This window comes from Streptomyces sp. NBC_00005 (assembly GCF_045160215.1).
Lineage (GTDB): Bacteria > Actinomycetota > Actinomycetes > Streptomycetales > Streptomycetaceae > Streptomyces.
Genome location: NZ_CP108316.1, coordinates 7,989,843 through 8,016,103, shown reverse-complemented (window position 1 = coordinate 8,016,103; position 26,261 = coordinate 7,989,843). Strand labels below are relative to the sequence as shown.

The following is a 26,261-nucleotide window of genomic DNA, read 5'->3' as shown; positions in this document are numbered from 1 at the left end:
GGTCCGCCCTCCGGGCTGTCCAGGATCTTTGCGAACGACGGGGCGGCGAACTGGAGTCAGTCGCCTGCGAAGTCGTACCCGACACCACGGGCGACGTGGTCATCGCCGCCACGACAGTGATGCTCTTCCGCGGTCGCCGTTGCGTCTTCCACCGCGGGATCTGGCCACCGAGCCACCCCGCCACCACCCGAGCCGCCATCTACGCGTCCGTCCTGGAAGAGCGCTTGATGACACGCGTGGTCCCACAGCTCGGCGACGACACGTCGCCAGTCGACCTGTGAAACGCGCCCTCACGAGCGTCGGCTCAACGCGCAATTCCTCCTCTCGAACTGGCCGTCCTAGGTGTATTGACCCGTGAGGTTAGGGACGCGGCTGGCGGGTGGTTGGCCTTTCAGCGCGGTGTGTCCGCGACTGTCCTTGGTATGTCATCAGCGACGGGTGACGGGGTACGTATCGGGACGATGCACCGGATGAAGGGCCTGGAGTTCCGTTGCATGGCTGTCGCCGGGGTGAACGACGGAGTCGTCCCCATGCGCAGCGCAGTCACTGCCGAATAGATCGACCCTCAGCAGCACCGAGAGGACCTCCTGGGTGAGTTGAGCCTGCTGTTTGTCGTTTGCACCCGGGCACGTGAGGCGCTGCGTGTTTCGTGGCACGGTGAACGCAGCCAGTTTCTGCCAGCAGCCGGTGCCAGGTGACTGCCCCGTCGTGCCAGCCAGAAAGGCACCGGCATGGTTCGCCTTGAATCGTCAGCCGTGAGGGGCATTCCCCTCGTCTGAGGTCCTCCAGGAGGAGGCAGCCAGAACCCAGCCGGCAGACGAGTTGGGCTGTACGCCGGGGCTGTTCCCCCGGATTCCTCGCGGAGCCTGGGACGCCATCCACGAGCCGCGATAACCGCTGGTTCACAACCGTGGACTGTCACCGCACATCGTTCTGCGCAGCAGCCTCTCCCGCGTGCGCGCCCAGCTCGGGTCCCCCGTCGGGACCGGACCGCCCCGGCCGCTCAGGGAGGTCTTGATGGACGCGCATGCGGACCCTCTTCCCGAAATCGCCCCGCTCCGTGCGACGGACCCGCCGCCCTCCTCCGTAGAGCAGACGACATCAGCCCACAAGGAGGGGAGCGCTACATGGCAGGGCACAGAGCCAGAGGCGCCAGGGGTGCGACGATCGCGGCGGTGGCCATGGCGGCGCTGACCGCGTCGCAGCCGCCGGGGGCGGTCCCGTCGCAGGCCTCCGTGCTCCCGCGGCAGGCTCCCGCCGAGCACGAGCCGAGTGTGTCGGGCGACACCCGGTACCGCACCGACCTCCCGCCGCTGCGGGCCCAGGAAGGCAAGCGCGGGGCGTCGGTGGCGGGCGCCGCGCTGCCGGCGAGCGTGTTCGCCGCCTACCGGCACGCCGAGGCGGAGCTCGCGCGCACCGCGCCCGGCTGCCGGCTGCGGTGGCAGTTGCTGGCCGCGATCGGCCAGGTGGAGTCCGGGCAGGCGCGGGGCGGTCGGGTGACGGCGGACGGTACCACCGCGGCGCCGATCCTGGGGCCGCGGCTGGACGGCGGCGCCTTCGCCGTCGTGCGGGACACCGACGGCGGCGCGTACGACGGGGACCCGGTCTACGACCGGGCGGTCGGACCGATGCAGTTCATCCCGTCGACCTGGGCGCGCTGGGGCACGGACGGCAACGGCGACGGGCGGGCCGACCCGGACAACGTCTTCGACGCGGCACTCGCCGCCGGGCGCTATCTGTGCGCGGGCGGGCGGGACCTCTCCGACCCGGCCGAGCTGGACCGGGCGGCCCTCGGCTACAACCACTCAGGGGCGTATCTCCGCACGGTCAGGGCCTGGTACGCGTACTTCCTGCAAGGGCACCGGGTGGTGCCGGACAGTTCCGCGGAGGCTTCGGCACGCCCCGAGCCGTCGCGGCCGAAACCCACGCCGAAGCCGACACCGTCCCCCCGTCCCAGCGCCTCCCCGTCCCGGACTCCGTCCGCACCTGCCTCGCCGACCCCCGGCACGTCCCGTTCGGCGGGCGGGGGCAAGGAGACGAAGGAACCCCAACTCCCCGCGCCCGGCACGGAGATCGAACTGCCCGGCGGCGACCTGCTGCCCAGCGGCGGCCCGCTGACCAGCAACGGTGTGGATTCGATGGCCTCCGCCCCCTCCACAACTGCGGATACTGGGCGGTAATGTCGCCACCCGCCGGACGGCACCGGACCGGCGGGTGAGCGCGAAGGGGCCCTCATGGCGATGGACATGCCCGACATGCCCGCGGATATACAGGCGGCCCATGACCGTTGGCAGCGCATGTGGAGCCACCGCGAGCAACTGCTCAAGGTGGCCCGGCGCAGGTCGATGAGCCCGGAGGACGCCGAGGACGCGGTGCACGAGGCGATGCTGCGCGCCGCGGAGCGCCCCGATCTGGACGACGAGCGCATCGGCGCCTGGCTGACGACGGTGACCATGCGGCTGTGCGTCGACCGGTACCGCCAGGTCAACCGCGAGGCCGAGGTACGCAGCAGCCCCACGCTCGTCGCACCGGGCCCGGTGCCCGTCGAGGAGGCGGTGTGCGACCGGGCCGAGGCCAAGTGGCTGGCCGTGCGCAGCGGGGAACTGCCCGCGCGCCAGGCCGAAGCGCTCCGGCTGAAGTCCGAGGACCTCGACGTCGGCCAGGTCGCCGTGCGCATGGGGCTGAGCTATCGCACCGTCGAGTCGCTGCTCGCCCGGGCCCGGCGCACGCTGCGCAACTCGCTGGCCGGAACGCTGGGCCTCGCCCTCTTCCTGTGGGGGCGCGGAAAGCTGCGCGCAGGCGGACACGCGCAGGCTGTGGCGGTGACCTCGACAGCCGCGACCCTGGTGGTGACGGGGCTCGTGCTGCCGTACGTCCACGGTGGGGACGGGCATGGCACGGCTCGCCCCTCCGCGTCCCGTATGTCCCGGGCGACGACGCAGACCGTCCGGCCCGACGGCGCCGGCCGGGCAGCCGCCCCGAACGCCCGCGGTCTGTCGGCCGCTTCGACGCCTCCCGGGACGGCGCCGACGGTGCCGTCCGGCAATCACGACCGGTCGCTGCTGCCGCTGTCGGTGCCACCGCTGCCGGACGCCTCGCTGTCACCGGCGCCGTCCGTCCCCGACGTCCCCGGCGTGTCCGACCTGCCGAGCGTGCCCGGCCGCCCCGATCTGCCGGCCACGTCCACGGTCCCGGCGACGCTTCCGGCCGTCCCTGATGCTCTCGCCACGCCCTCCGCCCCGGTCGAGGTACCGACGCCGACCGCACTGCCGTAGAACCGCGCCCAAAGCACGCCGTGGAACCCGTAGAACCGCCGGAAAAAACGCTGCCGTCCACCCGGTGGAACCCCGGCCGCAAGAGGCCGGAAAAAAAATCCGCGTCCGTCGCGACGGACGCCCCGCCCCTCCCCGTAGAGCAGATGTCGGAGCTGCTCCACGGCTGAAGGGTGGACCGGATGGGTGTCGAGATCTGTGTGGAAGGGCTGACCAAGTCCTTCGGTCACCAGGTCATCTGGCAGGACGTCTCGCTGACGCTGCCCGCCGGGGAGGTCTCGGTCATGCTCGGCCCCTCGGGTACGGGCAAGTCGGTGTTCCTCAAGACGCTTGTCGGACTGCTGAAGCCGGAGCGCGGTTCCGTGAAAGTCGCGGGCCGGGACGTCACCAAACTGCGCGAGCACGAGCTCTACGAAGTGCGGAAGCTCTTCGGCGTGCTGTTCCAGGACGGGGCGCTGTTCGGCTCGATGAGCCTGTACGACAACATCGCCTTCCCGCTGCGCGAGCACACCCGTAAGCCCGAGAGCCAGATCCGGCGCATCGTGCTGGAGAAGATGGACATGGTCGGGCTGATCGGCTCCGAGGGAAAGCTGCCCGGCGAGATCTCCGGCGGGATGCGCAAGCGGGCCGGGCTGGCGCGGGCGCTGGTGCTCGACCCGGAGATCATCCTGTTCGACGAGCCGGACTCGGGCCTCGACCCGGTGCGCGTCGCGTACCTCAACCAGCTCATCGTCGACCTCAACGCGCAGATCAACGCGACATTTCTGATCGTCACCCATGACATCGCCTCGGCCCGCCAAGTGCCGGACAACATCGGGCTGTTGTTCCGGCGCGAGCTGGTCATGTTCGGGCCGCGCGAGGAGCTGTTGACCAGTGACGAGCCGGTCGTACGGCAGTTCCTGAACGGCCGGATGCAGGGCCCGATCGGCATGGCGGAGGAGAAGGACGCCGCGCAGGTCGAGCAGGAGCTGGCGCGGCTCGGCGAAGCGGACCGGAAAGCCCGCCACGTCGGCAACGACATGACGCCGCGCCTGCTGCCGGGCCCCGGCATCACCCGCCCGCCCCGCTGGGAGGCGATCGCGAGACGCGAGGCCGAGCTGCACCGGAAGGCGGTGGCGGACGCATGAGCCTGTCACCGACCGGGGCGCTCAGGCAGTCGGGGAACCTCTTCGCGATGGCCCTGGACGTCGTCCGGACCATGCCCCGACGGCCCTTCCAGGCAAGGGAGTTCATCCAGCAGGCCTGGTTCGTCGCGAGCGTCACCATCCTGCCGACGGCCCTGGTGTCCATCCCCTTCGGCGCGGTCATCGCGCTGCAGATCGGCAGTCTGACCCGGCAGCTCGGCGCCCAGTCGTTCTCCGGGGCCGCCTCGGTCCTTGCGGTGCTGCGGGAGGCATCGCCGATCGTCACCGCGCTGCTGATCGCGGGCGCCGGCGGCACGGCCATCTGTGCGGACCTCGGGGCGCGGAAGATCCGCGAGGAGATCGACGCGATGCAGGTGCTGGGCATCGACCCCATTCACCGGCTGGTCGTCCCGCGCGTGCTGGCGTCGATGGTGGTGGCGGTGCTGCTCAACGGCCTGGTGTCCGTCGTCGGTGTCGCAGGCGGCTACTTCTTCAACGTCGTGCTGCAGAACGGCACACCGGGCGCCTATCTCGCCTCCTTCACCACGCTGGCCCAGCTGTCCGACCTGTGGGCGGCGGAGATCAAGGCGCTGGTGTTCGGCGCGATCGCGGCAATCGTCGCCTCGTACAAGGGACTTACGGCGAAGGGCGGGCCCAAGGGCGTGGGCGACGCGGTGAACCAGTCGGTGGTGATCACCTTCATGTTGCTGTTCGTGACGAACTTCGTGATGACCGCGGTGTACTTCCAGGTCGTCCCGCAGAGGGGTTAGCCGATGCGACCTCAAAGACTCCTCGCCCGCCCGCTGCGCTCACTCGAGGCGCTGGGCGCCCAACTCTCCTTCTACGGCCGCTCGTTGGCGTGGACGGGCCGCACCGTGCGCCGCTACAAGAAGGAGATCCTGCGGCTGCTCGCCGAGGTGAGCTTCGGCCGCGGCGCGCTCGCCGTCGTGGGCGGCACGGTCGGCGTCATCGCCTTCCTGTCGTTCTTCACCGGCACGGAGGTGGGCCTGCAGGGGTACGCCGCGCTCAACCAGCTCGGCACCTCCAACTTCGTGGCGTTCCTCTCGGCGTACTTCAACACCCGGGAGATCGCCCCGCTGGTGGCCGGGCTCGCCCTGTCCGCCACGGTCGGCGCCGGGTTCACGGCGCAGCTCGGCGCGATGCGGATCAGCGAGGAGACCGACGCGCTCGAAGTCATGGGCGTCCCCTCGCTGCCGTTCCTGGTGACCACCCGGATGATCGCCGGCTTCGTCGCGGTGATCCCGCTGTACGTGATCGGGCTGCTGTCCTCGTACTTCGCCGCCCGCACCATCACCACCGGCTACTACGGGCAGTCCGCGGGCACCTACGACCACTACTTCCAGCAGTACCTGCCGCCGGTCGACGTGCTGTGGTCCTTCGGGAAGGTGCTCGTCTTCGCCGTCCTGATCATCCTGGTGCACTGCTTCTACGGCTACTACGCGAGCGGCGGCCCGGCGGGCGTCGGCGTGGCCGTGGGCCGCGCCGTGCGGACCTCGATCGTCGCGATCAACGTCCTGGACTTCTTCCTGTCGTTGGCGATCTGGGGCGCCAACACGACCGTGCGGATTGCGGGGTGAGCCGTATGAGAGTGCTGAGACTGCGGTTGTACGGCTTGGTGTTCCTCGCTGTGCTCGGCCTGCTGCTGTCCCTGTCCGTCGCCGTGTACCAGCAGGTGTTCACCCCGGCCGTACGGATCAAGCTGGAGGCCGACAGCCTCGGCAACCAGCTCGATCCGCGGGCCGACGTCAAGCTGCGCGGACTGCTGGTCGGCGAGGTGCGCGCGGTGCACGCCGACGGGACGAAGGCGACGCTCGACATCGCGCTGAAGCCGCAGTACGTCGCCCACATCCCCTCCGACGTGCACGCCCGCCTGCTGCCCAAAACGCTGTTCGGCGAGAAGTACGTCGATCTGGTCGCGCCCGCGCACTCCGCGCACCCGTCAGCTCGCCCCATCCGCGCCGGGGACGTCATCACCCAGGACCGCACCCGTGTCGGCATCGAGCTCCAGCAGCTGATGAACGACCTGCTGCCGCTGCTGCGGACCGTGCAGCCCGGCAAGCTCAACGCCACGCTCTCCGCGTTCGCCACCGCCCTCGAAGGGCGCGGCGACCGGATCGGCGACAACCTCACGCGCGTGGAGGACTATCTGCACCGCCTCAATCCCCACCTGCCGTCCCTCACCGAGGACTTCGCACGCCTGGCCGACGTCGCCGAGGCGTACGGCGACGCGGCTCCCGACCTGATGGAGATCCTGCGCAACACCGTCACCACCAGCCGCACCATCGTCGAGCAGCGGGACCGGCTCGCGTCCGCGCTCACCACGACGGCCACCGCCGCGGGCACCGCGGACGACTTCCTCGACGCGAACGGCGACCGGCTGATCACCCTGGGCCGGATCTCCCGCCCCACGCTCGACCTCTTCGCCCGCTACTCGCCCGAGTACCCCTGCCTCCTGGCCGGCCTGGTCCGCGAGGAGCAGGCCTCCGAGCAGGCGTTCCGCGGCGGCAAGATGCACATCACGCTCGAAGTCGTCCGCCAGCAGGGGGCGTACGAACCGGGTGAGTATCCCCGCTACGGCGAACGGTCGGGGCCCAACTGCCGCGAGCTGCCCCATCCGCCGGTGCCCGCGCCCGGGGTCCACCTCAACGACGGTTCGAAGAAGGGGAGTTCGTCCGGCCCGGTCGGCGTGTCCGCCACCCGGGCCGAGCAGCGCGCCGTCGGCTCGCTCGTGGCGCCCGTCATGGGCGTGCCCGCCGACCAGGTGCCGCCGGTCGCGACCCTGCTGTTCGGGCCGATGGCGCGCGGGACGGCGGTGAGTGTCACATGAGGACCACAGGAGCCCGACAGGCCGCCGCACCGCTGATCAAGTTCAGCCTCTTCGCCCTGGTGACGATCCTGGCGACGGCCCTGCTCGCCGCCACCATCGTCAACATCTCCCTCACCCCCGAGCACACGTACCGCGCGGTGTTCAGCGATGTCACCGGCCTGGAGAAGGGCGACGACATCCGGGTGGCCGGGGTACGAGTCGGCGAGGTCGAGGGCATCAGCATCAAGGACCGGACGCTGGCGCAGGTCACCTTCACGGTCAGCGCGGACCGTCCGCTGCGCAGCAGCACCGGCGCGGTCGTCCGCTACCGGAACCTGGTCGGACAGCGTTACGTCGCCCTGACCGAGGGCGCGGGAGACGGCACCCGGCTGAAGCCCGGCGCCACGATCCCGCTGTCGCGCACCCAGCCCGCGCTGGACCTCAACGCGCTGCTGAACGGCTTCAAGCCACTGTTCGCCGCGCTCAGCCCGCAAGACGTCAACCAGCTCGCCACCGAGATCATCCGGACACTCCAGGGCGAGGGCGGCACCGTGAACAGCCTGCTCGTGCACACGGCTTCGCTCACCACGACCCTGGCAAGCCGCGACAAGCTGATCGGCTCGGTGATCGACAACCTCAACACCGTGCTGGAGACGCTGGACAAGCGCGGCACCCGCTTCTCCGGGCTGCTCAAGCAGTTGCGCCGGCTGATCTCGGGACTGTCCGCCGACCGCAAGCCCATCGGGCAGTCGCTGGTGAGCATCGGCGACCTGACGGACGCCACCTCGGGGCTGCTCAAGGACGCGCGTCCACCGTTGAAGGGCGACATCGCCGAGCTGACCGATCTGACCGGAACGCTCAACAAGAACGAGAAGACCGTGGAGGGCGTGCTGAAGCGGCTGCCGAACAAGCTGGGCGAGCTGACGGGGACGGCGTCCTACGGCTCGTGGTTCAACTTCTACCTCTGCGACTTCGACGGCCGGATCGTGCTGCCGAAGACAAAGCAGGTGCTCACACCGGAGCTGCACGTGGCGAGGGCGAGGTGCGGCGCATGATGAAGCGCTCCCGCAAGCGCCGCCCGGAGCCGCTGGTCAAGGTCCGCATCGACCCACCCAAGCTCCCGAAAATACGGCTCTTGCCGCGCCGGGCACCCCGCCCCCGCCACCCGGAACCCCTGGTGAAAGTCCGCATCGACCCACCCAAGCTGCCCCGTATCCGGGTACGCCGCCCGCGGTTGACCCCGTTCCGGGAGCGCAATCCCGTGGTGATCGGCGCCGTCGGTCTCACCGTCCTCGGGCTGCTGGCCGTGGCCGCGTTCAACGCCGACAGCCTGCCGCTGATCGGCGACGGCGAGACGTACAGCGCGGCCTTCTCGGAGGCGGGCGGCCTCAAGCCCGGCGACGAGGTGCGGATCGCCGGCGTCAAGGTCGGCAAGGTCGATGACGTCGATCTGGACGGCGACCATGTCAAAGTCACCTTCAAGATCAAGGGCGATCCGAAATTCGGCACCGAGACCGGCGCGTCGATCCGGGTCAAGACGATCCTCGGCGCGAAGTACCTCGCGCTGTACCCCAAGGGACCGGGGCAGTTGAAGCCCGGCAACGAGATCCCGCTGAAGCGGACGGTTCCGGCGTACGACGTCGTACAGGCCTTCAGCGACCTCACCACGACCACGGAGGACGTCGACACCGACCGGCTGGCGAAGGCGCTGGACACCATCTCCACCACCTTCCAGGACTCGCCCGCCGAGGTACGGGCGTCCATCAAGGGCCTGTCGAAGATCTCCCGGACGGTGGCCTCGCGCGACAAGGCGCTGAGCGAACTCCTGGACCACGCGAACGGCGTCACGGGCGTACTGGCCGACCACTCCAAGGACTTCTCCGCGCTGGTCACGGACGGCGACAAGCTGTTCAAGGAGATCAGCAAGCGGCGCAAGGCGATCCACAAGCTGCTGAAGAGCTCCGCCACGCTCGGCATCGAGCTCTCCGGCCTGGTCGACGACAACGACAAGGAGATCGGGCCCGCGCTCAAGGGCCTGGGCCGCGTGGTGCAGATGCTCGAACGCAATGAGTCCAGCCTCGACCGGAGCGTCGGGCTGCTCGCGCCCTACGTACGGGTCTTCACCAACGCCCTCGGCAACGGCCGCTGGTTCGACAGCTACGTCCAGAACCTGGTCGCCGCTCCGGTGGTACCGCGGACGGGAGGCTCGCAGTGAAGAACCTGAAGAGGCGCCTGGCCCTGCTCACCGCACTCGCCCTGGTCGCCGCTCTCACCTACGTGCTGTGGCCGCGCTCCGAGTCCGTGCACGTCACCGCGTATTTCCCACGCACCGTCGGCATCTACCCCGGCTCGGACGTCCGCGTCCTCGGCGTCCGGATCGGCGAGGTCAAGAGGATCACGCCGCAGGGCGAGCGGGTGCGGGTGGAGCTGGAGTACGACGCGGGCCGCAAGGTCCCGGCCGACGCCAAGGCCGCGATCATCAACTCCTCGGTGGTCAGCGACCGTTACGTACAACTGCTGCCGGTCTACCGCAGCGGTCCGGCGATGCGCAGCGGCGCCGTCATCCCCGAGAAGCGCACGGCCGTACCGGTCGAGCTGGACCGCATCTTCGACAGTCTGCACACGACGGCCGAAGCGCTCGGCCCCAAGGGCGCCAACAAGGACGGCTCGCTGTCGCGGCTGCTCGGGGTGAGCGCGGACAACCTCCACGGCCAGGGCAAGAACCTCAACCAGACGGTCGAGGACCTCTCGCAGGCGGTCACCACGCTGTCCGACGGCCGCACGGACCTCTTCGGCACGGTCCGGAATCTGCAGGTGTTCACGGCGGCGCTGGCCGCCGACGACAAGAGCGTGCGGTCGTTCAACACCAGCCTCGCCGATGTCGCCGGGCAGCTCGCGGGTGAGCGCAAGGACCTCGCGGCGGCGCTGCAGAACCTGGCAACGGCGCTCGGCGACGTTTCCCACTTCGTGAAGAAGAACAAGAAGTCGCTGACCTCTGACGTGAAGGGTCTGAGCAAGGTGACCAAGGTACTCGTCACCCAACGGGCCGCGCTGGAGGAGCTGTTGAAGGTCGCTCCCACGGGTCTGTCGAACCTGAACAACGCCTACAACCCGTCCTCGGGCACCCTCGACACCCGCAACAACGCCCAGCAGGCGCAGGATCCGGCCTCGCTGCTGTGCTCCGTACTGAAAACGACCGGCGACGAAGGCGGCAAGAACCCCGACTGCAAGGAGCTCAAGGAGCTCTTCGACTCCCTGCCGAAGGTGCCTCAGGGCTCCGCGGTGACAGGCACGGTCGACCGCACGCTCGGCGGAATTCTGGGGGCCAACGCATGAGCGCACTGCGCAAGGGCGGGGCGGTCGCCTGGGCAGCCGTCGGCTCGCTGCTGCTGACCGGCTGCGAGTTCAACGGCTGGTACGACGTCCAGCTGCCCGGCGGTGCCGCCGCGGACGGCCACGCCTACCACGTCACCGTCGAGTTCCGCGACGTACTCGACCTGGTGCCGCAGTCGGCGGTGAAGGTCAACAACGTCACCGTGGGCGCGGTCGAGAAGGTGCAGCTCAACGGCTGGCACGCGCGCGTACGGCTGCGGGTCGCCGACTCGGTGAAGCTGCCCGCCAACGCGGTCGCCGAGCTGCGCCAGACCAGCATGCTCGGCGAGAAGTACGTGGCGCTGTCCGCACTGCTCAACGGCGGCGGAGTGGCCCAGCTCAAGACGATCACCGTGGAGCTGAACAAGGCCCTGAACGGCCGGGAGAACCGGGTCAGATCGCTGCTCAAGGAGCTGAACACGTTCGTCGGCGGCCTGGACGCCCAGCGCGCGGACATCGTCCGTGCCCTCAAGGCTGTCGACGCGCTCGCCAAGCGGCTCGGGAAGGAGAAGAAGACGATCGCCAAGGCCGTCGACACGATGCCGCCCGCCCTGAAGGTCCTTGCCGACCAGCGGCGCGATCTGACGAAGATGCTCACCGCCCTGTCGAAGCTGGGCAAGACGGGCACCAAGGTGGTCACGGCCTCGCACGACGACACGGTCGCGAACCTCAGGCAACTGCGGCCGATCCTGCAGCAATTGAACAAGGCGGGCAACGACCTGCCCAACTCCCTCGAACTGCTGACCACTTACCCGTTCCCGCGCAACGCGGTGGACGCCGTCAAGGGCGACTACGTCAACCTCGACCTGACCGCCGACCTCGATCTGTCGGACCTCTACGGCAACCTGGCGGGCGATTCCGGCAAGTCCGGCAACGACAACTCCCAGGAACCCGAGACCCCCGACGTACCCGATCTTCCGGACCTGCCGGCCGTCCCGACGCCCACCGCGCTGCCCAGCACCCCGAGTGTGCCGTCCCCCTCGGTCCCGTCGGCCCCATCGGGCGGCGGCGGTCCGCTGTGCCCGCCGGTGTGCACCAGCAGCTACACCACCCAAGGAGAGCTGCCCGAGGGGATCGACCTGGCGCTCGCGGAACTGATGCTGAAGGGGGTTCAGCCGTGATCACACGTACGGTCAAAGTCCAGTTGCTCGCCTTCGCCGTCGTCACCGCCGTCGGAGTGTCGTATGTCGGCGCCGAGTACACGGGCCTGGTGGACGACCTCCTGGGCCGCGGTTACGCCGTGCAGGCGGACTTCGCCGACTCCGGGGGCATCTTCCCCGGCGCCGAGGTCACCTACCGCGGGGTGCCGGTGGGTCGCGTCGGCGCGCTGCGGCTGACCGGCTCCGACGGGGTCTCGGTCTCCCTCGACATCAAGGACGGCGCGCCGCACATCCCGGCGGACACGCTCGCCGTGGTGGCGAACCGTTCGGCGGTGGGCGAGCAGTACGTCGATCTGCAGCCGCGCACTTCCCACGGCCCGTATCTGCTCGACGGCAGCTCCATCCCGCGCGGCAGCACCCGCGTGCCGCTGCCCACGACGGACCTGGTCCTCAGCCTGGACCGGCTGGTGAACTCGGTCGGCAAGGACGATCTACGGGTCACCGTCGACGAGTTGGGCAAGGCCTTCTCCGGCACCGGACCGAACCTGAGCCGGCTGGTGGACTCGGGCAACGCGCTCGTCGAGTCCGCGTCCGACTCACTGCCCCAGACGATCTCACTCATCGAGGACTCGCGGAAGGTCCTCAAGACGCAGGCCGACCAGGGCTCGTCCATCAAGTCGTTCGCGCACGATCTGGCGGCACTCTCCGCACAGCTGAAGTCGAGCGACGGGGACCTGCGCAAGCTGATCGGCAACGCGACGCCGGCCGCGCAACAGGTGAACTCGCTGCTGAAGTCCACCGGACCACGGCTGTCGGTCCTGCTGGCCAACCTGATCAGCGGCGGCCAGGTCACCCTGGCACACCTGCCCGGCGTGGAGCAGACCCTGGTCACCTTCCCGGCACTGGTCGCGGGCAGCTACACGGTCGTTCCGGGCGACGGCACCACCCACTTCGGCCTGGTGGTGAACGCCGACGACCCGCCGCCGTGCACCCAGGGATACGGAACGACATGGCGCGACCCCGCGGACACCAGCACGCGCAAGGCGAACACCGACGCGCGCTGCACGGCCCCGCGCGGAAGCAAGACGTCGGTGCGGGGCGCGCAGAACGCCCCCGGCGCGTCCGCCACTTCCGGCGGTACGAACCAGACGGCGTACGTCACGCCGTACGACCCGGAGACCGGCACTGCCACCGGTCCGGACGGAAGGCCCGTCGAGATCGGCTCGACGGGCGGCCAACAGGCCGTGTTCGGAAAGGAGTCGTGGCAATGGCTGCTCGTTGGACCGATGGCATGAGCAGGGCCCTGACGGGCAGGGCGTGGTCGGTGGGGCTCGTCGTGGCGACCGTCCTCACGACCGCGCTGACGCTCTGGCTGAGCCTTGGGCTCCACGACCAACGCGAGGCGGAGCAGCGGCGCCAGGACATCCTGGCTGCGGCCCGCCAGTCGGCGCTGAACTTCACCTCGCTCGACTACCGGCACTACGACCGGGACAGCGCGAACGTCCTCGAGGACGCCACCGGCGACTTCAAGAAGCAGTTCGCCGCGCAGACCGGGCAGTTGACCAAGCTCGTCGCCGAGAACAAGTCCGTGTCCGAGGGCCAGGTCCTCGAAGCGGGCATCGTCCGGTCCGACGAGCACTCGGCCCGCGTCCTGGTGGTCGCCGACAGCAAGGTGACCAACACCGCCGTGCCCAAGGGCGAGGCGCGCACCTATCGGCTGCAGCTCGACCTGGTGCACGGGGACGGCCGCTGGCTGACCTCCGACGTCGAGTTCGTCGGCTGACCGCACCCTCCCCGCCGTACCACCATGAGGAGTAAGACCGTGGCGAAGACGACCACCCGAGGCAGCGGCTCCGGTCCCGGCACCCGGCGCACCATGACCGCGGCCGCCCGCGCGGCGGCCAAGCGCGCGGAGCGCGGCCACCGCGAGCCGGGCCCGGCGGCCACCGACGAGGAGGCCCCGGGGCAGCCCAAGGCACCCGACGCCGGACGCACCGTGCTCATCGAGGCCCAAGGGGAGGACGGCTGGGACGACCCGCCCGAGCCCTCGCCGGAGTCCTTCGGGGAGGACCGGCCGGAGGAGGAGGGCGAGCCCGGCCCAGGTACGGCGACGCGGCGCGGTCTGCGGCGGCGACTCAACGCGGTCCTGTGCGTCCTGCTCGCGGCGGGCCTGGTCGCGGTCGGCGTGCTCGGGTGGCGGTACCGGGAGGACGCGCGGGCCGAGCAGGCCCGGGTGCAGGCACTCACGGCCGCGCGGCAGGCGGCGCCTGTCGTTCTGTCGTACGACTACCGGCATCTGGACCGCGACTTCGCCGCGGCGCGCGCCCGGCTCACCGGGCACTTCCGCGACGAATACCAGAAGACCACCACGACGGTGGTCGGGCCGACAGCCAGGAAGTACCACGGGGTGGTGAAAGCGACGGTGGCGCAGCCCACCGGCGGCTCCCCGGCAGCCTCCGTGGTCTCAGTCTCTGCGGACCGGGCCGTGCTTCTCCTCTTCGTCAACCAGGTGACCACGAGCACCCAGGTCTCGGGCTCCCGGGTGGACCTGAACCGGGTGCGGATGACGTTGTCCCTTACGGCCGACGGCTGGAAGGTGAGCACCGTCGACGCGCTCTGACATCCGCTTCTCCCAGACGAGTCGGGCTGTACGCCGGGTTCTGTTCCCCTGGTTCCTCCCGGAGCCCGAGACAACGGTCTCCACGAGCCGCGATAACCGCTGGTTCACCATCGTGGGCTGTCACCGCACATCGTTCTGCGCAGCAGCCCCTCCTCTTCGACACCGCGACACGTTGTCGGGCGCGCGTCGCCCGTCTATGACAGGTCTTCCAACAGCAGATCGAGAGCCGCCTCCTCGTGCAGGACGATTCCCAAGGCATCCATCGTCGAGGCCAGTTCCGGATCCCAGATGGCCTCGATCCTCGGCCCGGACAGGAGTAGCTGTGGTGTGCCGTGTACTTGGGTGCGCGTGGCGAGGTATTCGTAGTCTTGCGCTCTCATCCGCCAAGGCTCGGCGCCGTATCGATCCATGACGCGGTTGGACAGGGCGATGCCCGGCCAGTCGAAGTCACCGTGGTAGGCGAAGACGCATCCGGTGGCGGCGAGTGCGTCCAGCAGTGTCAGTACGACCGTCGTCGCGTTGCCCGAGGTGCAGATCAGGGGCGCGGTGCAGCCGGCGTCGGCCGCGGCTTCGACCACGCGTGGATTTTCGCAGACGTGGATGCGGGTGTGGGCAGGCAACTCCAGCTGCAGGGCGCGCAGTTCGCGCAAGGTCAGGTGGGTTTCCAGGTGGTGGTCTGCCCGCCGGCACAGAAGCTGCTCGCCCCAGGTCCCTCCCGTCGGCCGCAGGCCGTAGGTGAGCACCGTGCTGGACACCTCGTCCGGAGTGACCGAGGCCAGGCGCCACAGGGCCCGGCGTCCCGGTGCATCGGTGGGCTGCTCGGCACCCGTGGCCAGGGCGATGCCGCGCAGGACCAGGCGGGCGAGGACCGTGCCGTCGTCCAAACCGTGCGCTGAACCGGTGGTGCGGGTGGCCAGTTCGCCGCGGCCCCAGACGACGGGGGTGGGGTTCGCGTCGGTGCCGGGGAAGAGCGTTGCCAGGGTTCCGATCGCCTGGGTGAGGACGGTGGTTGCGGTATGTGGGTCCTGGCGGGCGATCGTGCCGGCACGTCGGGTCTCCTCCAGCCAGCGGACCGCCCACGGCTGTGCGGACAGGGAGGTCGCGGCGAGGGCCGCCTCCGCCGCGGACCACAGACCGGCGCGCTGGGCCACCGCCTCGTCGCGGGCCGCGCGGCGGTCGGTCAGGGGTGGGCCCAGTTCTTCCAGGGTCGCGGTCAGGCCTTGGGCGAGTGCGCTGGTGCGCAGGCGGGTATCGAGGTCCGGCAGGCGGATCGTGGCGGTGGGGGTGCTGAGTGGTCGCGCCAGCAGGAGGGACAGTGCTTCGCGTTCCTCAGCGTCCAGGTTCTGGAGCCTGATCGTGCCGGTCGGCTGCAGGCCGTTGCGTTCCAGGCGGGTCCGCGCGGCGGTCCACAGGCGGGTGAGGCCCGGGCGGGTGAGGAAGGTGAGGGTCTCGGCGTCCCGGGGCTCGGTTTGGGCGTCTCGGTGCGTCATACCGACATCAGCCGCCGCTGTCGTCCGTTCCACGTGTAGTGCAGGGTGGCCACACCTCGTACGTGCGGGTCGCGCAGGCACTCGTAGATGTGCAGGGACGGTACGTCGGGCCAGTTCCCGATGAGGCGTTCGCTGGTGAGGACGAAGTCGAGGTCCAGGTCGACCAGGATGCGGCCGAGGCGGGCGTGGGTGGGCTCGTCGACCTTGGCGAAGGCGTCGTCGAGCAGGATCAGGCGGGGGGCGTGCGGGGCTGCTTCGGCGAGGCTGGTGAAGTGTGCCGCTGCGGCGGCGAAGAGGACGAGGTAGGACAGGACGCGTTGCTCGCCCTGGCTGAGACCGGTGCGGCCGGAGAGTTTGCGGCGGCTGGCGGGTGCCGCGTCGTTGACGACCCAGGGGGTGAAGGTGAACCAGTCTCGGTAGTCGAGGGCGGTGCGCAGGTGGGCCGCGTAGCCTGCGGCCGGGTCGGCGCGGCGGGCGTCTTCGATGCGGCGCTGCAGGGCGTCGCGGAGTTGTTCGGACTGGTCGCGTGTGCGCAGTCCGGAGGGGCTGCGCAGGAGGTCGACGGCCGCCCTGACGTCGGCCTCCACTGCATCGGCCAGTTTCCAGTCGAGCGTGATGCCCAGTCCGTGTGAGGTGCGGACCGTGGACAGGGTGGTGTTCAGGGCGGCCACCAACGCCCCGGCGGCCAGGACCTGGGCCGACAGGTGGTCGCCCAGCTCTCCCGTCAAAAACCGCTGGAACACCTCGCGTTCGCGTTCCGTCAGCCGTTCGCGTGCGTCGGCCGCCTGTGCGGCGATGCGTTCGCCCACCACGGCGATGTCGTGTGCGCCGTGGTCGTCGACGAGGCGGCAGACCTTGATGCCGTCGTGTTCCTCGAGGGTGGCGTCGTAGCCCCCGGAGAGCTGGTCGCGCAGCTCCGTGTGACGGTTGAGGAGGGCGGTGTCCGAGAGGTCGCGTCGCTCGGCGTCCAGGGAGCCTCGCACGGTTTCCGTCAGTCGGCGCAGTGCCCTGGTGCGGTCGCTTGCGTCGTCCTCGGCGGCAGTTGCCTCCTCTTGAGTCGGGAGGTCGAGGCCGGCGCCTCTGCCAACGCCCGGTAGGGACAAGGCCGTACGCAGTCGTCTTCCGCTCGCGATCGCCTCGCCCTCCTGCTCGACCTGCGCCTGGCGTCGTACCCGCTCGTCCTCCTCCGCGCGCACACGTGCGTCGTGGGTGTCGCCCATGTCCCGCTGTACGCCGGGAAGTTGGCGCCGTACCGCCTCCAGGCGGCGCTTGGTTTCGTTCTCACGAGCGAGGATCTCCTGCTCCGACGCGCCCAGGGCCTCTTCCAAGGCCTGCACCGTGCGGCGCGCCGCGTCCAGGCGGGTGAGCGGCTCGGCATAGTCGGACTCCGCCTCTGCGCGGGAGGTCAGAGCACGTTCGTAGTCCTCGCGGCTTTGGCGGTGGCCGTCGGCGGATGCGGCGACGGTGCGCAGCCGCCCGCGCAGCCGCTGGGTACCGGTGGTGAGACGGTCCAGGGCGAGTCGTACGGAGTCGAGGGCGGTGGGATCGGCGGGGAGGTCGTGTGCGCCTGCCGTGGCTTCGGTCTCGCGGCGGGCGGCGACCGCGCGGGCGCGCGCCTGCTCCGCCTCGCGGGCGGCCGCGGACGCCTGGCCGGAAAGGACCTGGGCGGTGCGCTCGGCCTCGGCGGCGCGGGCCCAGGCGTCGGTCAGGCCCCGTGCGGCGGGCGGGTGGCTCAGGGTGTCGGCCACTTGCGTGCGGTGCTCCGTCAGCAGGCGCAGCCTCCGCTCCTGCTCGATCAACTGCTCCTGCACCTCGGCGAGTTGCCGGTCGAGTTCGGCCAGGGCTCGGCGGCGGGTCTCGGCGCGCACCTCCGCACCGACGTATTCGGCGGTCTGTTTGATGTGTCGACCGCAGGCGGCGCCCAGCTTCCAGGAGCCGTCCGTGCCGATCACGGACTCCCCGGTCGCCTCCATGGCTCCCTCGGTCACCAAGGCCACTGCCCGCAGCGCACTCTCGACCCGCTCGGCCGTCACCCCGCTGTCCGGCGCCGCGACCGGACGCAGCACGTCGGCGAGCGTGGGGCCGGCGGCAGGGGTTTGGGGGACGAGGAGGGTGTCCAGCGCGTTCGGGTCCAGGACGGTGCCATCGGCCAGCACCCAGGCGTCGAGCAGGCCGCTCGCTTCGAGTGCGGCCTCCAGCCCTGGGCCTGCGGCCGGACTTGTGCCGTCCTTCAAGTCCACCTTGAAGTCCACGAGCCGGTACAGGGGTGCGCCGGTGCCGGCTGTGCGCGGTGCCGAGCGGTGCGGTGGGGGTGTGGGCGCGGGGTCGGTACGGCGTTCCCAGTCGTCCCGGTCGTGGCGCAGGCGGCGGTGTTCGGCCGTGAGTTCACGGATCGCCACGGCATGGGTGTCGCGCTGTTCGCCCAGTGCTGCCAGCCACTCGTCGAGGAGTGAGCGTGCCGTGTCGGCCACCGCTTCGGGAACGTGCGCAGGCAGCGGATCCTGTGCCGGGTCGTGAACGGTCAGCGCGCGCAACGCGTCGAGCGGCACACCGGTGAGGCTGTGCAGTCGCCCGGTCCAGACCCGGACGGCGTCGGCGTACGCCTCGCCCTCGCGTGCCGCCTCCTCCCGGCGGCGCCCGGCCCGGGCACGTGTCTCCTCCGCCTGCTCCTCCAGGCGTTCCCGGGCAGCGTCGGCCTCCTGTGCCTCCCGCCGCGCCAGGCGTGCCTTCTCCAGGAGCGCGATCAACTCGGTGACGGCCCGGACACGGTTTCTGATCACCGATCCCGCGGCGTCCAGTTGGGTGTCCCAGGCGTGCAGGGCGTCGGCGCAGGTCTGCGTGTCGAGGGCCAGTACTTCGCTGTGCCGGATGAGGTGGAAGTCGCCGTCCGGTGCCGTGAGTTGAGCTGCCGCGGCGGGGGCGAGCGGCGCCACAGGGGCCAGCGGGGGCTCTCCCAGGTGTACGGGATCGAGTCCGGAGCGCTCCGCTTCCCGCAGCAACTCTCCGTGGGCGGTGGCGAGTTCGGTCAGCTCCGCACCAAGCCTTCCGGCATCGTCGGTGAGCCGTCGCCCTGCCTCTTCCTGACCGCTGTGGGCCTGGCGCAGGGCTTTGAATGCGGTCGCTGCCGCGCTGTGCAGCGCGCTCACCGTGGCGCGCTTCTCCCCGAGCTCCTGCAGGCTGCGGTAGGCGGCACTGGCGTGCAGGGCAGCGAGATCCGTCTCGGCCGCCTCCGACTCCGCCACGAGAACGTCGAGGCGGGCGGCGATTTCTTCCTCGTCCGTACGGAGTTCGGTCGCCTTCCGCGCCGCGTCGCTCGCCGCGCGCCGGTACTGCGCCAGCCGTTCCAGTTCGTCACTCACCTGGCCGGCCCGGCGGCGCAGCGCCCCGTGCAGATAGCCGCGGTAACCGGAGAGGAAGGTCCGCAATGCCTCGTCGGTCCGCTCCAGGCGCCCGAGGTCGTTGCGTACGGCGTCCAGGTCGTCGAGGTTGCGGGCCACCTTCTCCACGACCTCGTCGTCGAGCGCGGGCAGTGTCTCGGCGAGGACGCTGACCAGGCCGCCGGAGTCGATGCGGTCGCCGATGGTGGGGCGGCGCAGGCGGTGCATCAGGTGGAGCAGGTTGCGGTAGCGCGCCGGATCGGTGAGGCCGAACAGTTCGCGGGCAACGCGTGCCCGGTGCTCCACGGCGCGGTCGGTGACATTCTCCGCGCCGACACACGACTTGAGCTGGTCGATGGGGAGCGGCTGTGCTGCAGGGGCCAGGTGCAGGTCCTCGCCCACCCGCAGCGGGGTGACGAAGAAGAAGGGCTTGGCCGTCCTGGTCGACTGAGAGGCCCGGATGGCCGCACCGAGAGTGAGATGGTGCTGCTCCCCCTCCGCGTCCGTCCGCGCGAACTCCACCCACAGGTAGCCCAGCCGGTTGGTCTGCTCGAATCCGTCGAGCATCAGCCACGGCAGCGTGGTACGGCCCGTGCCGGTGGCGTCCAGGGCGCGGGCGTCCCCGTCGAGGAGGTACGGCAGCAACATCTCAAGAGCCTTGGACTTGCCCGCGCCGTTCTTGCCGCGCAGCAGCAGGCGGCCCTCGCCGAAAGAGAACTCCTGCTCGTCGTACTGCCAGACGTTGCGGATGCCGGCGCGGTGCAGGCGGTAGCGGTGCGGGGACGGCGTGCGGTTCACCGGGGCTGCTCCTGAATGACGGAATCGGCGGTGACGGAATCGGCAGTGACGGACTCGGCATTGACGGGGGCGGCGCTGTCAGCCTCGGGCTGTTCCGCACGGGGCGTACGGGGTTTCACGGTCACGGTGGTGGCGGACTTCACGGCCACGGTTGTGGCGGGCTTCACGGCCACGGTCGTGGCGAACCGGGCAGCCGCGGCGAGCAGCACCCAGCCGCCGCTGCCCGCCGCGCGGGCCCCCGACACGTCGGTGACCGCGCGGCCGTCCGGCACGGCGTCCTCGTATCCCTCGGGCAGGCCATGACCGTCCGCGCGCACCGGACCAGCAGGTGCAATCAGCCGCATGCGGACCAGGAGGTCGAGGACGGCGGCGAGCAGCGCGTCCCGGTCGTCCAGGAGGCCGCGCTGCCAGTTGCTGCGCCGTCCGTATGCCTCGACCAGTTCGTCGAGCAGCTCCGGCAACAGCCCGTCCGGGACGGGCACCCCGATGACCAGCCGGCCGCCGACCGCCGGGTGACCGGGGTCGGTGGGGCGCAGCCGGTCCACCAGCCGCTCCACGAGGAGCAACGCCGCCTGAGCGACCGTGCCCGTACCGGGCAGGTGCAGGTCGGTGAGTTCGTCGTCCGGATCGACGAGGGCGATGCCCTCGGCGCGGATCTCGGCCTCCAGGCCCAGCAGTTCGGAGAAGGCCTGGGACTCGCGTCGCTGCCGGGTCCGCAGCCATTCGCGCTCCGCGCCCGCGAGATCGTCGAGATAGACGACGGGAGTCTCGACGAGTCGCCTGCGGACGTACGTACGCGGGCCGCCGAAGCCGGGGTCGGCTGCGCGACGCACCAGATCCGCTCCGTCGCGGCTCGGCCCCAGCGGGCCGGCGACGACCGTACGGGCAATCTCACGGTCCACGGTGAGGAGCGCCTCGCCGCCCCGTTCCTCGGCGACGGCGGAGACATGACCCTCGGTCTCCGTCAGGACACCCCAGTCGACGAGTTGCCGCAGCGCGGCTGCCAGCGTGCGCCGCTCGGCCTGCCGCCCGGTGTCGTCGATGTCGATCCCGGCGTCGACGGCCGCGGCCCTCAGATCGGCGACGAGCTGGGAGAGCAGGAGCTGTTCCGGGGCGGTGACCAGGACAGACAGGGCAAGAGCCAGGTAGGCGTACGTCCGTGGCGTGAACGGCGTACCGGTGGACGGTCGCTGAAGCCGGTGACCGGATCCGGGGCCAAGGCCCGCCTTGAACAGGCGGGCGTACGACGCCTCGACGAGCAGCCGATAGCCGAACACCTGCTGGAAGCGCTGGGCGAGCCAGTCGGCGTGGCGCCGGATCAGCGGGAAGGAGTCGCTGTACGGGCCGCCGCTGGTGACCAGGGGGTGGGCCAGCAGCAGACGTGCGGCGGTACGACGCTCGGCGGCCAGCGCCACGTCGTGGGCGGAGGGCAGGGCCATCAGGCGCTCGCCTCCCGGGCGGCGGGCGCCGACGCGCTGCTGTCGACGACCAGGGTCAGATCGTCCGCCGTCAGGTCGCCGTCCACGGAACGCAGCACGGTGTGCCGGCCCGGGGTGCGCCAGGCGGTGAGCCTGATGCCCAGGTCCTCGTCACCGGCCTGCGCACCCTCGAGCAGGAACTCACCGGCTTCTGTGTGCAGTTGGGCATTGCCGAGGGCGGTGGTGAGCAGCTCCAGCAGCAGCCGCATGGCGGCGGAGCCCAGCCTGACCTGGTCGAACCGCCCCGAGGCGCTGCGCAGTTCGGCGGCAGCGGCCTGACGCGCGGCGACCTGCTCACGTGCCTGCTCCACCAGGCGCCGCTTCTGCTCGCCGTGGTCCTCCACCGCCGCGGACCGCCCGCGCAGGGCGCGGCTGCCGCGCTCGCGCAACGCCACCGGCACATCCACAACGGGCCCGGTCCACCAGCTCACATACGCCGGCACAGACGCATCGGGATTCGGCGCCACGCCCAGGTGACGTGCCCCGTACAGCCCGAATGCGGCGACCGCGATGTCGTGGGCCTCCTCCGGCTCCGCCGCATCGAACCAGGCCGCGAGCCTCAACAGGTCCCTGCGCCGGGACATCTCTCCCGACGCCGAACGCAGCATCCGCTTGGCGTTGGCGAGCAACGACTGCAGGGCACGCAGGGTCGCATCCCGCAGCTGGTCCACCTGGCTGCCCTGACCGTCGCTGTCGGCAAACCAGTCGCGCAGCCCCTCCCAGTCAGCCAGTTCACGCCCCCGGCTGCGCTGCACCCGCGTCTCCGGCAAGGCACTGGAGAGCGCTCCAATGCCTGCCGCATGGGCGTCGATACGACTCAGCAGCGTGGGCAAGTGCGGCCAGATCGCCCGCAGGTGCGCGGCGATGCGCGGTGCGCGGAAGGACACGTCCTCGGTGATCGCCTCCACATAGTCGAGCAGCAGCTCCTTGAACCCCTGGTACTCGGCTCCATCGAGGTCGTAGCGGGCGAGTACCTGGCCCAGGTAGGCGTAGAAGTCCCGCACCGACTCGGCGAATTCGGCGAACTGCGCGAAGAGGGTGCTGATCTTCTCCAGTGCCTGCTGCGGGTCCGCGCCACCTGGGGCGGCCGCCAGAGCGGCGATCTCGCCAAGGCCCCGGTCGACGAGCGTGAGCAGCTCACTGCTGACCTCACGCGCGGCGTCCGCTCCGGCCAGCACCTCGTCCGCGTCGCGCTGTACGCGCTCCCCCAGCTTGGACAGCTGATAACGAGACCGGGAGCGCTGGTACTCGGCGATGCTGGTCGCCGTGACCGTGTGCGTGCTGCGCAGCAGATTCCCCCAACGCACAAGCTGTTCAAGCCGAGCAGTCAGCGTCTCCGCACCAAGCGCCGCCACCGGACCACCCGCCTGCGCCAGCTTGCCGAGCACATCGGGTACGGCCAGGTCCGCGAGCAGAGTGCCGCAGAACACCCGCATCACCGCGACGTACTCCAGCCGCTCGGGCGCACTGAGATAGGCGTACGCACTCAGCCGCTGCCAGACCTCGCTGTCGCTCCCCTCACCTGATCGTTCGCCACCCAATCCCTCGTGCAGTTCGTCCCCCTTCATGCTTCCGAGCGTACGGACCGCCACTGACACTCCGGAGGAAGTCGGGAAAATCGGCTGGGCGGTGCGGGCTCTCCGGCCGCCGATGTACAGCGCGTGCATGTCCCGGTGGGAACTGCTGGCGCGGAAGACCGAGCTCAGCCGAACCGGGGAGCTGCGATCACGCTTCAAGCCCAAGCCGGACTCTGATGGCAGGCGAATCGGGCATCCAGCCCGGCACCGGCAGCAACGGCCTCCCCGCCACCCATTCCCCGTCGGTCATGTCAGTCGGGTACCAGCGCTCGCGCATCGGGTATTCGGCGGCGTTTCCGGAACCGGCGAGCCAGGTAGTGACCACTCCCGAGTGACCGAGTTGGACTGCGGGAGAGGGTCTGCCTGGTGACCGTGTTTGTGGGCGGCTGAGCCGCGGTGTCTCAGGTCGGGCCGTCCTGGTGAATGTGCATGTCGCCGTTGGTGACGGCGTAGACAGTGCCGTGGTCCTTCGCCGTGTTGGTCTGGGTCGACGTCGCGGGGTCCGGTTCGGGCACGGATGGGGTCGCGGGGGCAGGTTGGTGCACTTCGACGTGGTTGTCGTGGCCGACGACGACCGGGCCGGACACGTCGCCGCCGATCCGGATGGTGAACTCGTCGCCCGACGGCGGCGGTTGTGACGGTGACACGATGATGGCTCCTACGAGTAGCAGAGATCTAGCACCGCAGATGAGTCGGCGCCGGTGGCCTCGACGTACCGGCTCACGGCCGCGTTGTCATTGCCGGTGATCGCGCTCGCGAGAGAGGCGCTGTCGGAAGACTCCTTCTGGATCGCCGCCTTGATCGATGGGTCGGTCGCCACATCCGCCGCTGCTGCCAGGTCCTCGGAGAGCTGCTGCTCGGATGAGGCCCACGCTTGATCAGCGCCGGGGTTCGTGATCGGCGCCGTTGCCATGGTCTGATCGTTTTTCTGGTGCGCGTCGGACTCCTCATCACACCCTGGCGGGTTCGCGAGGGGATCGTCGGTGGGGGTCGAGGTATCTGTCAGTTCTGACGGGAGGGAGAACGACGGGGTCGGCAGCGCCTCGTTGCGCGCGTCACCCGACCGCGACTGTCCGTCGTGGGAACTGGACGAGCTGATGGCGTAGCCCACGCCGCCGACGAGCGCACAGGCGATGACCAGGGAGACGATGGTTGTGACCAGGCTGCTCACGCCCGCACCCGCCGCCGTCGCCGTTGTCGTTGCTGTCGCGGCACCGGACGACGCGGTCGTGACGCCGCCCCAGGAACCGCCACCGGCGCCCAACGAGTGTGCGGCGCCGCCGGACGCCCCGCTGTGGCCCGTGAGAGCCGAAGCACTGCTGCCTCCGTGCCCCGAAGCAGCAGACGCACCGCCACCTCCGTGCCCCGAAGCGGCAGACGCACCGCCACCTCCGTGCCCCGAAGCAGCAGACGCACCACCATCTCCATGCCCCGAGGCCCCGCCCCAGGACCCTCCGCCTCCAGCCCCCGCCGACGGCTGGGCCACAGCGCCGTGACCGACGGAAGCACCGGAGTGGGCCGACCCGAAGCCATGCTGGCCCATGTAGTGATGGACGTCGAAGGCAGGTTGCCCACCGCTCGCGTGAGCCGCCGCTCCTCCGCCGGCACCGTTCGCCGAGCCGGCGGCCAGCTCATGCCCGAGCCACGCCGCCTGGGCCAGTAGCGCCGCGTACACGACCCGCCTGCCGATCAACAGGGCCCGAACAGCCTCCTCGTGGAGGAAGTACGCCTCGGCCTGCCGGTCGCCCGCGGCGCGCGACGCGACCCAGCCACGGCCGAGCAGCCGCCCCCACACGCCGAACCTGAGCGAGCGGGCCAGCCCCGGTGACGTGGCCCGTGCGAGTCGCACAGCCAGGTCCGGGCGCCCCGCCGACTCGGCCACCTCGGCCACCTTCTCCAGCACCCGGCCGTGGGCGGCCAGTTCCTGCGGCGCGGTTTCCCGAAGCGTCGCCCACCGCGTGAAGTGGTCGCACAGCCGCTCGGCCGGGAACGGTGCGGGAAACCGTCCGCGCACCACCGGCACCGTGTCGGCGACGGAGGCGTAGCCGTACTCGCCGAGACGTGCCAGTCCCAGGCGCACCAGGCGGTCGCACACTGCGTCGGGCTCCGCCACGTCCGTCAGTGCCCCTACATGTATGGCCGCCACCTCGGCCCCGTCGAAGGTCGCGAGCAGGTGCAGCACCCCCATCACCGACTCGTCCTCGGCCTGTTGGTCGAGCAACGCCGGGAGCAGGTCGGTGACTTCGCCGACGCGCGGGAGTCTGCCCTCGCCTTGAGGGTCGGAGCGCGCCACCGCAGCCGCCCGCAGCAGCGGCAGCGGCAGGCCGCCGGCGGCCTGCCACAGGGCGGCGGCGGTCTCGTGGTCCATGCCCGGCAGCGGGCCGCCCAACTCCCTTTCCAGGAGCTCAAGTCCGGCGGTCTGCGACAAACCGCACAGTTCCAGCGCCGTGCCGCCGCTCCATAGCGTCCGCTCGGCACTGGCAAAGACGAACGTCGCCTGGGGAGCCGCGTCCATCAGCTCCAGCAGCTGATCGGACGTCAGGTCGGCGTCGTCCACGTACACCGTCACCCGCACACCGGTCATCAACCGTTGCAGCTCGGTCCGGTTCGGCGCGTACCCGGGGGCCTCGTAGCAGGCCTCGAACACGTCTTGGGCGAGATCCTCGACGTCGCGATTGGCCCCGCCCAGGAACACCGTCCCGTCCGGCCCAGGAGGCAGCAGCCGCGCGGCGTGCCGCAACAGCGTGGTCTTGCCGACTCCGGGCGGCCCCCACAGTTGCACCGGTCCTCCGGCACGGACGGCCGCCGCCAGCGCCTGCGCCGCCTCCTCCCGGCCCACCGGCTCCGGCAGGCTCCGGGGCAGCACCTCGGCCCGCTCCCGGCGCTGGGGGTGGGGCCGTTCGGGACCCACCACCACGGTGACCTGCGAGCCGTGCTGCGCGTCGACGACCACGTTGTGGTTGCCCGCGATCACGGAGCCGGTGACACTGCCGCCAACGTCGATCCGGTGCGCCACGCTCGGTCCGACAGGTGTCGAGGTGTCGTCGTCCGCGTCTGGCATCGCTCCCCCTGTTTCGTGCGGTCGTCCGCTGTCGTCGCCTCTGTCGCGAGACATCAGGCCCTCCCCCGTCCAGGAGGCCGTCGGCCCGCTGTCACGCTAATGGCCTGCTGCCGCCCGAATACCGTCCTACGACGGTTTCCCCACGTTCACTCGGGACCGTACGGG

The 26,261-nt window shown here is 70.6% G+C and carries 19 protein-coding genes; 13 read left to right on the top strand and 6 right to left on the bottom strand.

Going from position 1 to position 26,261, the window contains the following annotated elements; translation table 11 throughout:
• Positions 1-1,127: 1,127 nt before the first annotated feature.
• The 13 genes from OG303_RS36665 (at position 1,128) to OG303_RS36605 (ending at position 14,315) form a co-directional block, all read left to right on the top strand.
• Positions 1,128-2,180, top strand: coding sequence for a lytic transglycosylase domain-containing protein (locus OG303_RS36665; RefSeq protein ID WP_405873916.1), 1,053 nt, complete (start codon positions 1,128-1,130; stop codon positions 2,178-2,180).
• Positions 2,181-2,234: 54 nt separating this feature from the next.
• Positions 2,235-3,275, top strand: a complete 1,041-nt coding sequence (locus tag OG303_RS36660) for a sigma-70 family RNA polymerase sigma factor (RefSeq protein ID WP_405873914.1) — start codon at positions 2,235-2,237, stop codon at positions 3,273-3,275.
• Between the two features lie 179 nt (positions 3,276-3,454).
• Positions 3,455-4,399 carry an ABC transporter ATP-binding protein gene (locus tag OG303_RS36655; protein ID WP_405873913.1) on the top strand — a complete coding sequence of 315 codons (945 nt, stop codon included), beginning with the start codon at positions 3,455-3,457 and terminating at the stop codon, positions 4,397-4,399.
• Positions 4,396-5,166: an MlaE family ABC transporter permease gene (locus tag OG303_RS36650; protein ID WP_389034282.1), complete on the top strand. Its 771-nt coding sequence runs from the start codon at positions 4,396-4,398 to the stop codon at positions 5,164-5,166. Before OG303_RS36655 ends, OG303_RS36650 begins: the two co-directional genes overlap by 4 nt.
• 3 nt (positions 5,167-5,169) lie before the next feature.
• A complete protein-coding gene (locus OG303_RS36645) occupies positions 5,170-5,994 on the top strand; it encodes an MlaE family ABC transporter permease (protein WP_405873911.1) in 825 nt (274 codons plus the stop codon).
• A 5-nt stretch (positions 5,995-5,999) separates the two neighbouring features.
• The gene (locus tag OG303_RS36640) at positions 6,000-7,244 is read left to right on the top strand and encodes an MCE family protein (protein ID WP_405873910.1); all 1,245 of its coding nucleotides are present in this window, start codon (positions 6,000-6,002) and stop codon (positions 7,242-7,244) included.
• Positions 7,241-8,278, top strand: coding sequence for an MCE family protein (locus OG303_RS36635; protein WP_405873908.1), 1,038 nt, complete (start codon positions 7,241-7,243; stop codon positions 8,276-8,278). The genes OG303_RS36640 and OG303_RS36635 overlap by 4 nt, the downstream gene beginning before the upstream one ends.
• Before the next feature lie 179 nt (positions 8,279-8,457).
• Positions 8,458-9,438 carry an MCE family protein gene (locus OG303_RS36630; protein WP_405877668.1) on the top strand — a complete coding sequence of 327 codons (981 nt, stop codon included), beginning with the start codon at positions 8,458-8,460 and terminating at the stop codon, positions 9,436-9,438.
• Positions 9,435-10,559, top strand: a complete 1,125-nt coding sequence (locus OG303_RS36625; RefSeq protein ID WP_405873906.1) for an MCE family protein — start codon at positions 9,435-9,437, stop codon at positions 10,557-10,559. Before OG303_RS36630 ends, OG303_RS36625 begins: the two co-directional genes overlap by 4 nt.
• Entirely contained in the window at positions 10,556-11,716 is a 1,161-nt protein-coding gene (locus tag OG303_RS36620; RefSeq protein ID WP_405873904.1) for an MlaD family protein, read from the top strand. Before OG303_RS36625 ends, OG303_RS36620 begins: the two co-directional genes overlap by 4 nt.
• A complete protein-coding gene (locus tag OG303_RS36615; RefSeq protein WP_405873903.1) occupies positions 11,713-12,990 on the top strand; it encodes an MCE family protein in 1,278 nt (425 codons plus the stop codon). The genes OG303_RS36620 and OG303_RS36615 overlap by 4 nt, the downstream gene beginning before the upstream one ends.
• A complete protein-coding gene (locus OG303_RS36610) occupies positions 12,987-13,478 on the top strand; it encodes a hypothetical protein (RefSeq protein WP_405873901.1) in 492 nt (163 codons plus the stop codon). The genes OG303_RS36615 and OG303_RS36610 overlap by 4 nt, the downstream gene beginning before the upstream one ends.
• Before the next feature lie 39 nt (positions 13,479-13,517).
• On the top strand, positions 13,518-14,315 hold the full coding sequence (locus tag OG303_RS36605; protein WP_405873900.1) for a hypothetical protein: 798 nt from the start codon (positions 13,518-13,520) through the stop codon (positions 14,313-14,315).
• A 194-nt stretch (positions 14,316-14,509) separates the two neighbouring features.
• Here OG303_RS36605 and OG303_RS36600 read toward each other — a convergent pair whose 3' ends face one another.
• From OG303_RS36600 to OG303_RS36575, 6 genes are all read right to left on the bottom strand, one after another.
• The gene (locus OG303_RS36600) at positions 14,510-15,805 is read right to left on the bottom strand and encodes a TIGR02679 family protein (protein ID WP_405873899.1); all 1,296 of its coding nucleotides are present in this window, start codon (positions 15,803-15,805) and stop codon (positions 14,510-14,512) included.
• Complete coding sequence (locus tag OG303_RS36595; protein WP_405873898.1) at positions 15,802-19,980, bottom strand: TIGR02680 family protein; 4,179 nt, start codon at positions 19,978-19,980, stop codon at positions 15,802-15,804. Before OG303_RS36595 ends, OG303_RS36600 begins: the two co-directional genes overlap by 4 nt.
• Positions 19,977-21,419, bottom strand: coding sequence for a TIGR02678 family protein (locus tag OG303_RS36590; RefSeq protein WP_405873897.1), 1,443 nt, complete (start codon positions 21,417-21,419; stop codon positions 19,977-19,979). The genes OG303_RS36595 and OG303_RS36590 overlap by 4 nt, the downstream gene beginning before the upstream one ends.
• A complete protein-coding gene (locus OG303_RS36585) occupies positions 21,419-23,026 on the bottom strand; it encodes a TIGR02677 family protein (RefSeq protein WP_405873895.1) in 1,608 nt (535 codons plus the stop codon). The genes OG303_RS36590 and OG303_RS36585 overlap by 1 nt, the downstream gene beginning before the upstream one ends.
• A gap of 410 nt (positions 23,027-23,436) precedes the next feature.
• On the bottom strand, positions 23,437-23,682 hold the full coding sequence (locus OG303_RS36580) for a hypothetical protein (RefSeq protein WP_405873894.1): 246 nt from the start codon (positions 23,680-23,682) through the stop codon (positions 23,437-23,439).
• 11 nt (positions 23,683-23,693) lie between these two features.
• A complete protein-coding gene (locus OG303_RS36575; RefSeq protein WP_405873893.1) occupies positions 23,694-26,096 on the bottom strand; it encodes an ATP-binding protein in 2,403 nt (800 codons plus the stop codon).
• Positions 26,097-26,261 lie beyond the last annotated feature (165 nt).